Source organism: Pseudomonas sp. UM16 (assembly GCF_050312595.1).
Classification (GTDB): Bacteria; Pseudomonadota; Gammaproteobacteria; order Pseudomonadales; family Pseudomonadaceae; genus Aquipseudomonas.
On the sequence record NZ_JBNPJT010000009.1, the window covers coordinates 225,818 to 241,296 of the forward strand.

General features: G+C 57.6%; 16 protein-coding genes and 1 pseudogene. 12 read left to right on the top strand and 5 right to left on the bottom strand.

From position 1 onward, the window contains the following. Window positions 1-22: 22 nt before the first annotated feature. Complete coding sequence (locus ACQRAX_RS13150; RefSeq protein ID WP_412039888.1) at window positions 23-937, bottom strand: LysR family transcriptional regulator; 915 nt, start codon at window positions 935-937, stop codon at window positions 23-25. 213 nt (window positions 938-1,150) lie between these two features. Between ACQRAX_RS13150 and ACQRAX_RS13155 the strand changes: the two genes are divergently transcribed. From ACQRAX_RS13155 to ACQRAX_RS13185, 7 genes are all read left to right on the top strand, one after another. After that, entirely contained in the window at window positions 1,151-2,491 is a 1,341-nt protein-coding gene (locus tag ACQRAX_RS13155) for a nucleobase:cation symporter-2 family protein (protein WP_412039889.1), read from the top strand. 31 nt (window positions 2,492-2,522) lie between these two features. Further along, window positions 2,523-3,032, top strand: a complete 510-nt coding sequence (locus ACQRAX_RS13160) for a deaminase (protein ID WP_412039890.1) — start codon at window positions 2,523-2,525, stop codon at window positions 3,030-3,032. Then, on the top strand, window positions 3,029-3,388 hold the full coding sequence (locus ACQRAX_RS13165; protein WP_412039891.1) for a hydroxyisourate hydrolase: 360 nt from the start codon (window positions 3,029-3,031) through the stop codon (window positions 3,386-3,388). Before ACQRAX_RS13160 ends, ACQRAX_RS13165 begins: the two co-directional genes overlap by 4 nt. Before the next feature lie 150 nt (window positions 3,389-3,538). Continuing rightward, window positions 3,539-4,945: an NAD(P)/FAD-dependent oxidoreductase gene (locus ACQRAX_RS13170; RefSeq protein ID WP_412039892.1), complete on the top strand. Its 1,407-nt coding sequence runs from the start codon at window positions 3,539-3,541 to the stop codon at window positions 4,943-4,945. 11 nt (window positions 4,946-4,956) lie between these two features. After that, window positions 4,957-5,304, top strand: a complete 348-nt coding sequence (locus tag ACQRAX_RS13175) for a cupin domain-containing protein (protein WP_412039893.1) — start codon at window positions 4,957-4,959, stop codon at window positions 5,302-5,304. Window positions 5,305-5,350: 46 nt separating this feature from the next. Then, the gene (locus ACQRAX_RS13180; RefSeq protein WP_412039894.1) at window positions 5,351-6,583 is read left to right on the top strand and encodes an aromatic amino acid transport family protein; all 1,233 of its coding nucleotides are present in this window, start codon (window positions 5,351-5,353) and stop codon (window positions 6,581-6,583) included. A gap of 62 nt (window positions 6,584-6,645) precedes the next feature. Then, complete coding sequence (locus ACQRAX_RS13185; protein ID WP_412039895.1) at window positions 6,646-8,142, top strand: PucR family transcriptional regulator; 1,497 nt, start codon at window positions 6,646-6,648, stop codon at window positions 8,140-8,142. A 39-nt stretch (window positions 8,143-8,181) separates the two neighbouring features. On the opposite strand, the gene ACQRAX_RS13190 is transcribed toward ACQRAX_RS13185, so the two are convergent. From ACQRAX_RS13190 to ACQRAX_RS13200, 3 genes are all read right to left on the bottom strand, one after another. Then, entirely contained in the window at window positions 8,182-8,820 is a 639-nt protein-coding gene (locus ACQRAX_RS13190; protein ID WP_412039896.1) for a c-type cytochrome, read from the bottom strand. 10 nt (window positions 8,821-8,830) lie between these two features. Then, the gene (locus tag ACQRAX_RS13195) at window positions 8,831-10,072 is read right to left on the bottom strand and encodes a molybdopterin-dependent oxidoreductase (protein WP_412039897.1); all 1,242 of its coding nucleotides are present in this window, start codon (window positions 10,070-10,072) and stop codon (window positions 8,831-8,833) included. A 155-nt stretch (window positions 10,073-10,227) separates the two neighbouring features. Continuing rightward, entirely contained in the window at window positions 10,228-10,830 is a 603-nt protein-coding gene (locus ACQRAX_RS13200; protein WP_280043277.1) for a hypothetical protein, read from the bottom strand. Window positions 10,831-10,996: 166 nt separating this feature from the next. Here ACQRAX_RS13200 and ACQRAX_RS13205 point away from each other — a divergent pair, with 166 nt between their 5' ends. From ACQRAX_RS13205 to ACQRAX_RS13225, 5 genes and pseudogenes are all read left to right on the top strand, one after another. Next, window positions 10,997-11,509, top strand: a complete 513-nt coding sequence (locus ACQRAX_RS13205; protein ID WP_412039898.1) for a GNAT family N-acetyltransferase — start codon at window positions 10,997-10,999, stop codon at window positions 11,507-11,509. Between the two features lie 29 nt (window positions 11,510-11,538). Then, the gene (locus tag ACQRAX_RS13210) at window positions 11,539-12,045 is read left to right on the top strand and encodes a GNAT family N-acetyltransferase (RefSeq protein WP_412039899.1); all 507 of its coding nucleotides are present in this window, start codon (window positions 11,539-11,541) and stop codon (window positions 12,043-12,045) included. A gap of 213 nt (window positions 12,046-12,258) precedes the next feature. Then, a pseudogene (locus ACQRAX_RS13215) lies at window positions 12,259-12,527 on the top strand (type VI secretion system tube protein Hcp). Between the two features lie 7 nt (window positions 12,528-12,534). Then, window positions 12,535-13,509 (top strand): hypothetical protein, encoded by a 975-nt coding sequence (locus ACQRAX_RS13220; RefSeq protein WP_412039900.1) that lies wholly within the window; start codon window positions 12,535-12,537, stop codon window positions 13,507-13,509. Between the two features lie 552 nt (window positions 13,510-14,061). Then, entirely contained in the window at window positions 14,062-14,436 is a 375-nt protein-coding gene (locus tag ACQRAX_RS13225; protein WP_412039901.1) for a hypothetical protein, read from the top strand. A 239-nt stretch (window positions 14,437-14,675) separates the two neighbouring features. On the opposite strand, the gene ACQRAX_RS13230 is transcribed toward ACQRAX_RS13225, so the two are convergent. Further along, complete coding sequence (locus ACQRAX_RS13230; protein ID WP_412039902.1) at window positions 14,676-15,194, bottom strand: cysteine hydrolase family protein; 519 nt, start codon at window positions 15,192-15,194, stop codon at window positions 14,676-14,678. Between the last annotated feature and the right edge of the window lie 285 nt (window positions 15,195-15,479).

Here is a 15,479-nt window from a genome sequence, read left to right on the forward strand (position 1 = left end):
ACCGACCGTAACCAGGCGAGGTTCAAAGCGTCGTCGCCTGCCCCTTGCGATCCAGCTCAAACACCTTGTTGCCCTGCAACCGTTCTTTCAGCCAGCGCTGCGCTTTGTCCAACGAGCGTTGCCGGGTCCACAGCAAGTCGACACCTACGTGCCAATCGGTAAAGGGATAGGCCGACAACTGCAGTTCCACCAACTCGCCTCGGGCCAGCTCATTCTGAATCAACTGTTGAGGCAAGGTGGTCCAGCCAAGGCCAGCACGAACCATTTCCAGCAACGCCAGGTAGCTTTCCGCTTGCCAGATCTGCGTCGAACGCAGGTATTCACTGCTGGGCAACTTACTGGCATGGGCACTGAAAGCCAGGCGCCGATGTACATGCAGGTCGTCAAAGGTCACCTGGGCTTTCTGCGCCAGCGGGTGGTTGGCGTGGCAGACGTGCAGCATGATCAGCTTGCCCAACTGCTGAAACGCCAGTTCCTTGGGGTATCCAGGCTGGGAAAACGCCACCCCGAGTACCGCCTCGCCCCTGGCCACTAATTCGCTTACGTCACCATGAACCGGGTGACGGATGATCAAGTCCACGTAGGGAAAGGTCTGTTCAAACGCTTTGAGTACCGGCATGAGCGGACCGAAGGGCGTTTCGATCGCCAGGGTCAGGCTCGGCTCGACGGCGTCAGACAAGCAATCCGCATGCGCCTCCAGCGTCAGGCAGCGCTCAAGGATAGCTTCGGCCTGCACCAACATTTTGTAGCCACTGGCGGTCAGCGTCGGGCTGCGGCTGGCCCGGTCGAACAGTTCAACGCCAAGGTCGGCTTCCAGGTTGGCAATAGCGGCACTGATCGTTGACTGCGTCTTGCCCAACTTGCGCCCGGCAGCCGAGAACGAACCGCTTTTTACTGCTTCGACAAACATCAGCAACTGATCCAGTGAAAAACGCAAGGTGCCCGCTCCTGAAGCCGAAAGTGAAAATGCCCACCGTTCCGGCGATCCTGCCTTTGGCCAAGCCTATGTGCAAGGGACTCTTCCATCGACCCAGCCGATGGTTACTAACTTGTCTCATCGCCCTCGGCGTTCAACTATAGCCACGACGTCAGTAGTTCCTGCCCGCACGCCCCAACAACAATAAAGCTGCACCCTCAGGAGACATAGGACATGAGCACAAAACGCGTTCATCCAGTGGACGAGGTCTTGCCCCTGCGCCAGCTGTTCACCTTCGGCCTGCAACATGTGCTGGTGATGTATGCCGGCGCGGTGGCGGTACCGCTGATTCTCGGCAGCGCGTTGGGCCTGAGCTCGGCGCAGGTGATTCTGCTGATCAATGCCAACCTGCTGACTTCCGGCGTCGCGACGCTGATTCAGACCATCGGCTTCTGGAAATTCGGCGCGCGCCTGCCGATGATCCAGGGCTGTTCATTCATCGCACTGGCGCCGATGATCATGATCGGCAAGGAGTTCGGCCTCAGCCAGATCTTCGGCGCGGTGATCGCCGCGGGCTTTATCACCATTGCCCTGGCGCCAATCTTCAGCCGTCTGCTGCGCTTCTTCCCGCCCGTGGTGATCGGCAGTTTGATCACCATTATCGGTATCTCGTTGATGCCCGCCGCGGCAATCTGGTTGGGCGGCGGCAACCCTGGCGCCGAGGACTTCGGCAAACCCGCCAACCTGCTGCTGGGCCTGGTGACCGTGGCCATTACCCTGGTGATCTACGCCAAGTTTTCCGGCTTTATCGGCAACCTCAGCGTGCTCATCGGTTTGTTCGCCGGCAGTTTGATTGCCGCCGCTTTCGGCATGACCAACTTCAGCCGGGTCGGTGATGCAGCCTGGTTCGAACTAAGCCCACCGATGGCCTTCGGCGCGCCAGAGTTCTCGCTGATGCCCATTTTGATCATGACCTTGGCGATGCTGGTGATCATGGCCGAGACCACCGGCAACTGCCTGGCGATCGGCAAGCTGACCGGCAAGCCGACTACCCAACAGACGCTGGGCAACGCTTTTCGCGCCGATGGCCTGTCGACCATGCTCGGCGGCTTGTTCAACAGTTTCCCCTACAACGCCTTTACCCAGAACACCGGTTTGATTGCGCTCTCCAACGTCAAGAGCCGCTTTGTGGTTGCCGCTGCGGGCGCGATCATGGTGCTGATGGGCTTGTTCCCCAAACTCGGCGCCTTGATTGCTGCCGTGCCTACCCCGGTGCTCGGCGGTTGCGCAATCGTCATGTTCGGCATGACCACCGTCGCCGGCATTCAAGAGCTGTCGCGCGTGCAATTCGAAGGCACCCGCAACGGCATCATCGTCGCCGTTTCGGTGAGCGTCGGCGTGCTGCCGATGTCCTTCCCTGCCCTGTTCGAACACGCCAACGGCACCCTCAAACTGATCCTTGAGAGCGGCATCTTCCTCGGTGCGATCACCGCCATCGTGCTCAACGTACTGCTCAACAACGACAAGAAATCCACCGTCGACGTCAACGCCGATGCCGTGGAACTGACGGACTGATAGACCCCATTAGACTGCCAAGGAGTTACCTATGACCCACTTCACTCAGCTCATCCCCGCAGGCGTTTCCGAGCTCGACCTGCTGTTGCTGCGCCGCAGCATTACCCTGTCTACCGCCGCCCGCGAGCGCGGCCGCCACCCTTTTGCGGCACTGGTTGCCGACCGCGACGGCAATGTAATTGCCGAAGCCGGCAACAACTCCATGCCCCCTGAAGGTGACCCGACCCAGCATGCGGAACTGGCGGCTGCAGCACTGGCGGCCAAAAAGCTTTCGCCACAAGCACTGGCCGACTGCACCCTGTACACCAGCGCCGAGCCGTGCTGCATGTGTGCTGGCGCGGTGTACTGGACCGGTATTGGCCGGGTGGTCTATGCCCTGTCTGAGCATGCGCTGCTGGGCCTGACCGGCGATCACCCGGAAAACCCGACCTTCTCCCTGCCCTGCCGTGAAGTGTTCGCCAAAGGCCAGCGCACAATCAATGTGCTAGGCCCGCTGCTGGAGGAGGAAGCGGCCGAATCGCACAAAGGCTTCTGGTCATGAACGGGGGGATTTCCATCCACATCGTCGACGTCGCCAGCGGCCGGGTTGCCGAAGGTCTGGAGGTGCGCCTGGAACACCTGGAGGCAGGCCAGCGGCAGTTGATCTGCCAGGGCCGCATCGCAGGCAATGGCCTGCTGCCGGGACTAGACATGTGTCAGGGGCAGTGCGGGGTCGGGGTGTATGAAGTGAGCCTGCAGGTGGCGGATTTTTATCGTGCCCAAGGGCTGACGCTGCCCGCCGTGCCATTTCTGGATGAATGGGTGTACCGCTTCGGTGTGGCCGACACCGCCCAGCACTACCATCTGCCGATCAAGCTGACGGCCTGGGGGGTATCCTGCTTTCGGGGCGGGGCCTGATAGCAGCCGGGGCTCTGTCTTGCATGTTTTTGTATAGAAGCCATTTGTACGATCGTATGAGCGTCAAATACGCATTCCTAAGGGCGTCTAATTGTCGCGTCTTGTGAGCCCATTGAAACTGGCCAGCATTCCACATGCCAGGGGCTCACAATGAAGCTAACTCTCACCCCTCCGTTAAAACCCAGCCACTGGATGGCGGCCACCGACTTGCTTGATGGCGCGACAGCGCCGCTTACGGGCAACCATGACGCTGATGTCGTGGTGATCGGTGGCGGCTTTGTCGGGCTGTGGACGGCCATGACCATCAAGGAGCTTGAACCGGATGCCCGAGTCATGGTGCTCGAACAGCACGTATGCGGTGGCGGCGCGTCTGGGCGCAACGGTGGCTTTGTCATGTCCTGGTGGCCAAAAATCGGCACCTTGCGTGGCTTCTGCAACGAAGAGCAAGCGCTGTTTCTAGGACACAATGCTGAGCACGCCATTACTGAGCTGGGTGAGTTTTGTCAGCGCCATGGCATCAATGCCCACTTCCAGCAAAGCGGTTGGCTGTGGACTGCGACCACCGCGCAACACGTCGACACCTGGAACGGCACCCTGGCAGCCTGCGAGCGCCTGGGCGTGCAACCCTTCGAGCGCCTCAGCGCCAAAGAAGTCGCCCGCCGCACCGGCTCGGCCGTGCATCTGGCGGGCGTGTTCGAGCGTAGCAATGCCACCGTGCAACCTGCCCTGTTGGTTGAAGGCATGCGCCGTGTGGCATTGACCATGGGTGTAGAGATTCACGAAGGCACAGGCGTCAGCGCCGTTGAGCCGGGTGAGCCTGTGTTGCTCAAAACCGCCCAGGCACATGTACGCGCCCGTTCAGTGGTGCTGGCTGTCAATGCCTGGGCCGCAGCAATGCCAGCATTGGCGAAGCTGATTGTGCCAGTCAACAGCTCGATTGTGACGACTGAAGCTATCCCGCAGCATCTGGCGGAGATCGGCTGGACCGGGGGCGAAGCCATCACCGATTCGCAACTGATGGTCGATTACTACCGCACCACCCGCGACGGGCGAATCGCCTTTGGCAAAGGCACCGGTGCACTGAGCTTCGGCTCAAAAATCGGTGATGTGTTCAGCGAAGATGCGCCAAGCCTTGCATTGACCGAAGCCGACCTGCGCCGCACCTATCCTATGCTCAGCAACGCCCGGGTCGCCGCACAGTGGTCCGGCCCTATCGACCGCACCTATGACAGCCTGCCGGTATTTGGCCGACTTGGCGCTCAGAACAACATTCACTACGGCATTGGTTGGAGCGGCAACGGTGTCGGCCCAAGCCGCCTGGGTGGGCGAATTCTAGCCAGCCTGGCATTGCGCCGCGCTGATGCCTGGAGCACCTGCCCATTGGTTGAACGCAACTGCCGCACCTTCCCGCCTGAACCTGTTCGCTACTGGGGCGGCTCGCTGGTACGCAATGCGGTAATCCGCAAAGAGCGTTCGGAACTGGCGGGCACTACCCCCGCTGCCGTTGATCGTTTTCTGGCCGGCTTTGCCCCGGCCGGGCTCGAAGACAAAGCCTGAGGAGTTGAACCATGTCGATCGTTCGTATTGCTACCAATGCCCCGCTCACCTTCGGTGACGCGACCACCCTGGGCAACCCGCTGCAAGCGCCGGTTGCGCAGGCACGTACCGCCGCGCATCAGAACCTGACCGACGGCCGCGGCGCCAGTGGAGTGTGGGAGTGCAGCCCAGGCACCTTTCGTCGTCAGGTGGCCCAAGCCGAATACAGCTACATCGTCAGCGGCAGCGGCAGTTTCACCCCGGATCAAGGTGAGCCTGTGGCTTTCGCCGCAGGTGACGCACTGTACTTTCCGGCCAATACCCAAGGCACCTGGATCATCCAGCAAAGCGTTCGCAAGACTTACCTGATCCTCGCGTGAGCCGTAGGCGGCACGCTTCCCACATAACAAAACGAGGTAACAATAAGTGGGTACACAACAATACATAGAAGCGCCTTCAGGATTGAAAGCGCATGCCCTGGGCCGGACCGAAACCATTGGTATCATCATCGGCACCAACATTGGCGCGGGCGTTCTGAGCATGGCCTTTGCCGCGCGCAAAGTCGGCTACATCCCGCTGCTGGTATGCCTGGCGGTCACCTGCCTGTTTTGCATCATCACCATGCTGTACGTGGCTGAAGCCTGCCTGCGCACCCGTGAGAACAAACAGCTTAGCGGCCTGTCGCGAAAGTACCTCGGGCCCTTCGGTGGCTGGCTGATCTTCATTGCCGTTGCCGCCAACAGCTACGGTGCACTGGTCGCCTATATGACCGGCAGCGGCAACATCCTCACCGACTTTTTCGGGCAGTTCGGGTTGAGTCGGCAGATGGGCAGTCTGATCTTCTTCGTGCCTTCGGCCCTGGTGCTGTACCTCGGCCTCAAGGCATTGGGCGTAGCGGAAAAACTGATCAGCGCCGGCATGGTGATGATCGTCTGCCTGCTGATCGGCGCTACGGTATTGCATGAAAACACCCAACTTGTGCACCTGTGGCAAAGCCAGTGGCAATACGTAGTGCCGGTGTTCAACCTGGCCGTGTTCGTCTTCGGCGCACAGTTTCTTGTGCCAGAACTGGTGCGCGGCAACCTGGATACGCCCAAGCGCCTGCCACGCCTGATTATCGGCGGCATGCTGCTGACTTTCGTACTGGTCGCCGCCATCCCGGCGTCAGTGATCGCCCTGGTGGGCAGCGACAACCTCAGCGAGGTTGCCACACTCAGTTGGGGCCGCTCGCTGGGCCAGTGGGCCTACTATGTCGCCAACACCTTCGCCCTGCTGGCCATGCTGACCTCGTACTGGGGGCTGGGGGGCTGTCTGTTCACCAACATCTTCGACCACTTTCGCCTGGGGGATGAGAGCCATCGGGGAAAGCGTCTGACAGTGCTGGCTGTGGTTGCAATCCCGCCGTTTATCCTCGCCTACTCGGGTATCAGTGGCTTCGTTAACGCCCTGTACTTTGCAGGTACTTTCGGTGGCGTATTGATGGGCATCATTCCCATCCTGCTGCTCAACGCTTCGCGCAAAAATGGCGACAAGGAACCTGCTTTCAAGTGTGGCTGGTATGCTCATCCCATCATTCAGGCCGGCATCATCCTGATCTTCGCCTCCAGCGGCGTTTATGCAGTGCTGTCTGCCATGGGAATGCTACCTGCCAGCTGGTGATGACACGACTCACCGGCAGGATGAGCCCGGCCACCTGTGTTATCCACTGGAGCAGCCTGCGCATGTCACTTCACATCCGTGACTTGATTGCCCTCCCTGAGCTTCGCTCATACCTGTTGAGCGGAGCCGATGGCCTTGAGCACGAGGTGCGCTGGGCTCACGTCTGTGAATTGTCCGATCCCACCGAGTGGCTGGGAGAGGGCGACGTGCTGATGACCACTGGCCTTGGCGTTCCAGCCGACCCGCAGGCGCAACGGGATTATGTGCAACGGCTTGCGCAAGCGGGCCTGGCCGGCATGATGATCGGTGAGCACATGCAGGCGCCCGACAATCTTCAAGCCCTTGCCGACAGCGCCCGCCTGCTCGGCTTCCCGGTGATCATGACCGAGTACGGCGTGCCATTCGCTGCCGTGACCCGGGCCATTATTGATGCCAATCAGAAAGAAGAATACCAACGTCGCAGTGCCCTGGCGCGGGTATATGAAAGTGCCCGGCTGAGCATCTCCGGCCTGAGTCTGGCGGCGCTGGTGCAACGATTGGAAGCCGACATTCACTGTCGCCTACACGTACTTTTGCTCGAAACACTGACACCTTGGGACGAGCAGCTCGCCCCCCTGCCCGAGGCCGTACGTACCGCACTTTTCGCCAGTCGCCGCCGACACGGCGAGCAACAGCCCATGGTGCGACGCCACACGTTGCCAGAAGGCGAAGCGCTGAGCATTGAACTGCCGACCGAGCAGGACTGCCTGTTGGTGGTGACCGGCGAACGACTGCCTGACTACGGCCTGCTTCACCACCTCACCGCGGTGCTGGGGTTGGAAGTGCAGCGACGCCAGGCCGAACGCGAACGACGCTTGCGACTCGGCTCGGAACTGATCGATGACCTGCTGCAACAACGCTTGAGCCTCGAACAGGCGGGCCAACGCCTACACGAGCACCTACCTGACCTGTCCCTGAACCATGCCGTCTTTACCGTGGCCCGCGTGCCTGAACTACACAACAAAACCGAAATACTGCTAAGACAGCTTAACGATCGTGTTCTGGCGCGCATCCAAGGTGAAGAACTGATCCTGCTGCACGCCGACGGCCTGCAACCGCAGCTATGCGAACAACTCGATCTGCAGATGGGCTCAAGCGCTGCGCTGCACACCGTTCAACGCAGTGCAGAAGCCTTGCGCGAAGCCCTGCTGGCCTGCGCCCACACCCACGCCCAGCGCAGGGTGTGCCACTTTGCAGAGCTGGAAACCGATACCCCATGGCTACCGCGAACGCCAGACGAAGCCGTTCGCGCCTTTCGTTCTGTGTTGGGCGCACTGCACGCCTACGATCAAGCGCAAGGCACTGCCCTGCTGCAAACATTGCAGGTGTTTCTCGAAGAAAACCGCTCGTGGCTGCATGCCGCCAAACGCTTGCATGTGCACAAGCAAACATTGGTCTATCGCATACGCCGAATAGAAGCGATCAGTGGGCGATCCATGGACAGCACAGCCGATGTGGCAACGTTGTGGTTTGCCCTGCAGAGCCGTTGGGTGGTGACAGATCCAGGAAAAAAACCGTGATCGGCCGCAAAGCGACCGTCCACCAGCCCCCCACACGACTTACTGCTGCAAGATAAACGTCGCCATCGCCTGCAGATCATCCGCGCTCAGCTGGGTAAACGGCGGCATCGGCACAGCCCCCCATTTACCGCTGCCGCCCTGCCGAATGCTCGCCGTCACCTTGGCCAAGGCCTGTGAATCACTGGCGTACTTGGCCGCCACATCGCGATACGCCGGGCCCACCACTTTTTGCTCAATCGTGTGACACGACAGACAGGCATTGTTCTGCAGCAAGGCCATGGCATCGACCTTTGCAGCAGGCGCTGTCGAGGCCTGCGTCTTTGGCGGAAACGAAGCGGCCTGCACATCAGCATCACTGACCTTGGCACTGCCGTAGGTCACCGCCAGGTAGGCGCCGATGATGCTCACATCCTGATCGCTGATCGGTGCGCCATACACCTTCTGCATCTTGCCCGCTTCGGCTGTCCACTGCGCCAGGCTCATGCCCGGCGGTTGGAAGTTGATGTAGTCGGCAGAATGGCAGGTGGAGCATTTTTGCTGGGCCAACGCGTAGCCTGGCAGGTCATTGGCTTTGAACGCCGCCGTTTCCGGCGGCAAGGTGATCGTAAGGGGCGCAGCCTCCACACTGGCCATCCAGGTCAGCTGAAATGCACACAGCAGCATCGTCATGCGGGTCATACAGGCCTCCTCAGGCGACGGTCACGTGGGTGGTTTCAACGACGTGACGGCGGTAGCCGCCGGGGTTCCAGTCGGCGCGCAGCGGCTGGGTTTCGCCTGCACTGTTACTGGCGCGCACCATCAGTTGCGTGGCGCCGCTGTGGGTAAAGGTGATCGGCAGCGTCCACTCGCGGAACGAGAAACGCCCAAGGTCCTCGCCAAGCGTGGCGTCCTGCCAACGCTGCCCAGCGTCAATCGACACCTGCACCTTGTTGACGCCAACACCCCCGTCGAACGCGATGCCCTTAAGCAACACGCTCTTGTTCAGCGGCAACACCTGACCCTGTTTAACGCTGGTGATGAAACTGCGCACCGGCAACTTGGAAATCGGCCGTGTTTTCGCCGCCGTGGTGCCAGGCGCGACGCAAAAACACTCGTTGTCCGGCACCTGATACCCCTTGGCCATGAAGAAGCCGTCAAAGGTGTGGTCCAGCACTTCGATCTCGTTCAGGTGCTTGATCCAGTAGGTGCCGAAATAACCGGGCACCACCAGGCGGATCGGGTAACCGTTGAGAAATGGCAGGTCGCTGCCGTTCATCGACCAGGCAATCATCGGTTCACCGTCCATGGCATGGCTGATGTCCAGCGCTTTGATGAACTCCGGCGTACTCGCCAGCACCGGTTTGTCGAGCCCGCGAAAGCTCACCTGCTTGGCCTCGGCATTGACCCCGGCCTTTTCCAGAACCGTCTTGACCGACACCCCCAGCCAGCGTGCATTGCCCATTGAGCCATTGCCCAACTGCGCACCAAACACCCGCGGCATCGAGAAGCCACGGCTGTTGCCCGAACACTGATTGACCGCCACCACCTCGATTGGCTCGGCGAGGGTTTTAAGCTCCGCCAGGGACAGTGACAGCGGCGTATTGACCGAACCTTTGACCGTTAGCCGGTAAGCGTCCGGGTCGATGCTGGTAGGAAAGTTGGCCAGATGGTAACGAACAAAAAACGCGTCATTCGGCGTGATCGGCCCTTCGTTGAACACCGAGAACGGCGTTTCCAGATGCGGCGGGCGGGTGGTCACCAAGGTCAACGGGCGCTTCTGTGGGTATTGCACCAGCGGCCGTGGGCCGGCCGCGAAGGTCACTTCTTCAACGTTCTCGTCCGCCGCCTTGACCAGACTTGCCAACGGCGAGGCCACCACAGCCAGGGCGAAGGCATCGCGCAAAACACGTCGACGGCCAAGATTGCTGGTGCCTATAAACCTGAACTTCATGCTGCGCTCCCTGTGATGGCGTTCCTGAAAGGCAACTGACAGCGCCCTGTCAGTTTTGTAGAGCCCTTCAGTATCGTCACCTACAGATTCACTGCTTTTCATTGAGCGTCAGCGGATTGGCAATTGATGACAGGCGCGAGGTCGGGCCTGAGTCATCAGAACCAGCCGGTATCTTCCTCCAGCTCTGCACGACACTGCTTAAGCTGCGCGCCGTAATTTCTTGCCTGCTGCTCCACCTTGCGCGCGACCTGCATCAGCCACGGCTTGCTGCGGTAAGTGCCACGGCTAAAACCGCCGCGCCCTTCGTGGTACGCCAAGTACTGGTTGTAAGTGTCCCACTTGGAGATGCCCAACTGGCGTTGAGTACCGTCGGTGTACCAACCGATGAACATGACCGCGTCATCGAAGTTGTCCCGCGAGCCGCCATTGCCGGTGCCGTTCTTGTACTCACCCCAAACCGGGTCTTGGGCCTGTGCATAACCGTAGGCCGAACTGACCCGCCCCCACGGAATCACCCACAGCAGGTAATCCCGCGGCGGCAGCGCATCGTGCACAAAACTGCTTTCCTGCTTCATGATCGCCATCGCCACGTTTTGCGGCGTGCCGTATTTTTCCTGCATCTCTAATGAATCTTCGTACCAGTCAGGGTACTCACGGAAAATGTTGCAGAGATTATTCTGATCCCTGGGTGGCGCGGTAGCACAGCCCGTCAAACCCACCAATAGCAGCAAGAGTGCCCAAATTCGCCCTTGTTTCATCCATCGCCCCAGCAAGAAATGAGGGCTTATTGTGCCCTTCGTATTTAGCGCAGCGCCTGATTCGGAGCAGGTTGCGGTGAGAACCTATGATGGTGCGTACCTGGGTAGGGTCACCACGGTAGGGAGCGCAATTGTAACCAGTGGTCGCCGAAGGTGGCAGTTTAGAATGACGGGGTTGATAGCGCAGCCGTACAGGCTCCACTACGCTGCGAAGCGGTTGATTGGAACGTGGGCGATGCAGGCGCAAATGATGAATGTTGAGATTGTCAGAATTGACCATGCGCAGTGCTTGCCCCTCAGGCAGCAGGTACTGTGGCCGGACTTTCCGCTTGAGCACAGCTATGTGCCTGGGGATGAACAGGCCGAGCATTATGCGGTTACCTTCGGCAATCAACTGCTGTGCTGCCTGTCGGTATTTGCCTTGGGCGAGGGCCTGTACCAGATCCGAAAATTCGCCACTGCTGCTGAGTTTCAAGGCCAAGGCCTGGGCAGCGCGTTGCTGAGCCATGTCATCAGCGAAACGCAAAAGGCCGATGCGACGGCGATTACGCTGTCCGCCAGAGAAACGGCCACGGGTTTCTATGAAAAGTTTGGTTTTAGCGTCAGCGCAGAGCGTTTCGAGCGCCATGGTGTTCGCTATGTGAGCATGCTGCTCGAGTTAAGTAATAACGCCGACTGACCTCATCGGACATCAAAGAGAAAGGCACGATGAACCTGACAATCCGCAACGAACAAGCCGCAGACATCGACGCCATCAGCGCCCTGACCGCAGCGGCATTCGAACACGCAGAACATTCAAGCCACACCGAGCAATTTATCGTCAATGCACTGCGCCGCAGTGGCCAACTCAGCGTCTCGCTGGTCGCGGTGCACAACAACGAGATTATCGGCCATGTCGCCATTTCGCCGGTGACGGTTTCCTCGGGCGCAACGGGCTGGTTCGGGCTCGGGCCCATCTCTGTTCGGCCAGATCGCCAGGGCCAAGGGGTAGGTTCCGCCTTGATGGAAGCCGCTTTGGCTGAGTTGCGGCGCTTGGGCGGTGTTGGCTGCGTAGTGCTGGGCGAGCCTGGCTACTATGGGCGTTTCGGCTTCAAGGCCGAGCCGGGATTGGAACTGCCGGGCGTTCCCCAGGAATACTTCCAAGCCGTGTCCTTTGGCGATGAGATGCCGAGTGGGACGGTTAAGTACCATGCAGCTTTTGAAGCCACTGAGTGAACACTTGAAGCATATTGCTGCATAGGCGTCGAGACTATAATCGGCATAAAATTTGTAACTTCCAGCAACTAAATCCTCAAAACCACCTACCCCTTGTAGTCCATTTCCCAAACTTTCTTTTGCGTCTTCTCCCCCATTGAATTGATTCCAGTGGAGTTCTAGGCTCAGCCTGAAGTTACCCACTTCAATAACTGATGACCAAGGAGAGGCCGCATGGCGTTTGACGCATTTATAAAGATTGAAGGTATTCCGGGTGAGGCCCTAGATGAGCAACACCGCGACTGGATAGAAATCTCGGGCTACAGTTTTGGTGCTCACCAAAGCACCTCAGCTACGGCCAGCTTCGCCGGCCTTTAGAGATGGTGCAACTCAATTACGGCCGTATCAAAACCACTTATATTCAGCAAAAACGCAGCGATGGCTCGAGTGGTGGCAATGTTACCGGTGGCTGGGATCGGATCAATAATAAAAAATACGCGTGAGGCGAAAATGGCTGAGCCGCTATCTTTTATAAACCCGAAGACCCAGTCATTTGAAGCGCTGAAAAGAGACCTTCAATTGACGGGCATTTGCGCCCGTAAATTTGATGCGCTCAACAGCCATATTGCCAACACTGTGGTAATTGCTGGAGAGCTAGTGATTATTGGCGACCCCTCGACGCCGGCAAGCACAAGTCAAGAAGCTTACTTGATGGGAAAAGCGAACGAAATCCATCTGAGCCTGTTATCGAACCAAGTCGATGGTGATGACTTTTTACTGGATAATTTCGACCTTCTCCAAGGTGTACTTTCCAACGGTGCTCTAGGCGCTGGAGTCATTAGTGATGCCTGGAGCAGGCACATGGCGGAAATCAAAAAGTCATTGGAAGCTATTGAAAAGCTACATCAACAGTACCTACGAACAGGCTCCATCACCGCCAGGGACAAATTTTACACTGAGCGCGCGATTCTCTTCGCCCGGCTTGAAGGCCAGCTCGACAATGTTGCTTCCTATGGGGCGGGCCTTCAAAAACAGGGCTCGGTCAAGCGGATGCTAGGCATCTCCACGAAAAGCTACTTGAACAGTGGCGAGATCAGGGGCTATGCCGAAAAAATTTCAGGGGTAGCAAGGGCTGCAAAGTACATTAAGAAAGGGGTCTATATTGGTACCGCTCTGGATGTAGCGGCTACTGCGTTGGAAATCAAAAAAGCCTGCTCGCTTGGGCGTGAGGATCAATGCACACGGGCGAAGTATGTTGAGGGGGCAACTTTGGTCCTTGGTTTGGGAGGTAGCACTGTGGGCGGTATCGCCGGCGGTCATGCTGCAACAGTAGGCTGCTCTGTAGTCTTAGGATTGACCACTGGACCAGGAGTACTTGTTTGTGCAGTCGTGGGAGGAGTGGTGGGAGGAGCTGTTGGTGGAGCTATAGGGGGAAAATATGGAGGAAAAATGGGCGAGATTTTATATGGGAAAATTACTCAATAACTCAGATCTACTCGAGCTGACAGTTCTATTTATCGGAGTATCTTTTTTCATTATAGAAATATGGTTGGTCTTCATGGTCAGCATCTACACTGAGAAAGCCGAGTCTCACTTACCTACAAGCAAAATTGTAACCAACAACTTATCCATTTGGTCCCATGCTGGCCTTATAGGAAAAACCATGCGGAACGGCCAGCTAACACTAGCACTAGCTACGCCCAACTTCTGTAGCAAGATAGGTCTTTTGGAGATTACAGAAGCCAGACAGTTTCCACGTCAACTAAAATTAATACTTTTTACATCCTGGGGACTGGCTTATATATTTTTTGCAGCCATGACAATGGTAGCTTCCTACATTAGCTACTTCAAATAAGCAGTGACACCACCCCGCTTTAATTAAGGCCATTGGCAATGAGGTGCTTAGCAGGATTGTAAAATACAACACGGATTTTGAAACCACTGAGCAAGCAAACTTAAAATAACACTGCAGCTGATCCTACAGGGGAGGACACAAGAAGCATTTACCGAAGAATATCTCTATAGGAATTCCACTGAATGACTCAGATACCGCTTGGTCTGATTGGTCTTTTTATCGGCGTCCCTCTGCTGCTTATAGAAATATGGTTGGTTTTCATGATCAATATTTACACTGAAAAAGCGGAGTCCCACTTACCTACAAGCCAGTTTGTAGCCAATAATATATCCATGTGGTCCCATGCAGGCTTTATAGGAAAAACCATGCGCAACGGCTATTTAACATTGGTACTAGCAATGCCTGACATTTGTAGCAGAAGGGGTATTTTGGAAATTGCCGAAGCTCGACAGTTCCCGCGCCAACTGAAACTAATACTTTTTATTTCTTGGGGGCTGGCATATATATTTTTTGCCGCCATGATGGTGATGGGATCCTACATCCATTACTTTCAGTAAATAAGCAGCGATCTCTTAGGCATCTAGGAAAATCTCTGATTGCCTGAGGTTCGCTGAAGCTATCGAGGGAGATATCTAGAAAAATACGGGCGAGTACTTATATAGACAATTCACTCAATACCCAGATATCAAACATTTCCCCGCCCTGCTTTCACTGCCTCGGCCATGCCTCCAAAATGGTCCATATGGCGCCCCACGCGAACTGACCAACCCTGTTCAGGATTGATCAGTTCATATTCCTAGAACCGCCAGCCCTCAGCTTGAACCGCCCGACAGAATGGCCCCGCCAAGGTCGCATTATGGTGAGCAATAATCGCCTGCGCACTGAGTTCCGGGGTATCAGCGCAGGTATGCCCATCGGCAACCAATACGGCATCGAAGCCAAGATCGCGCGCAGCGCGGCAGGTGCTGTCGACACAGTATTGAGTCTTCATGCCGGCAATTACCACGCCGTCACAACCATGCTCACGTAATTGAGTGGCGAGGTCAGTCATGGCAAAGGCATTGGGGCGACTCTTTTCAAAGATCACCTCATCCCCCTGAAGCTGCAGTTCCTGCACCAGCTCCGTAAGCGGGCTACCCGGCTCGATAGGCGAGCCCGCCGGGCCTATGTGACGGGCGAGAAAGATGGGGGCCCCTGCCTTTCTGGCCTTGCCCATCAGAGCATTCAACGTGCTGAGCAGCGCCTCGCTACGCCAAGGCTTTTCCGGGCCGTGAACAAGGCCGACCTGCATGTCGAGAATCAAGAGTGCGTGCATGGAGCGTTTCCTTACGTGCTAGCCAGCGAATCAGGGGCAAAAAAAAGACCCTGTCCATTGCTGGCGGGTCTTTGGGGTTCGCGGACTTTCTAGCTCACGACACCTCACACGACCCGCCTCGGGCGGTCGTGGTGTTGGTGGTCGATTCAATGCAGAGCTTGGTCATGACGTTGACGTTATCTCTAGAACATATGCCTTGCAAGTGAACAGAGTGCGATCCATGAACCCCACCTATCCAGCCCTTGGGTAGCCGGTTACTGTGGCATCTCTGGCGAGCAGTTCCAC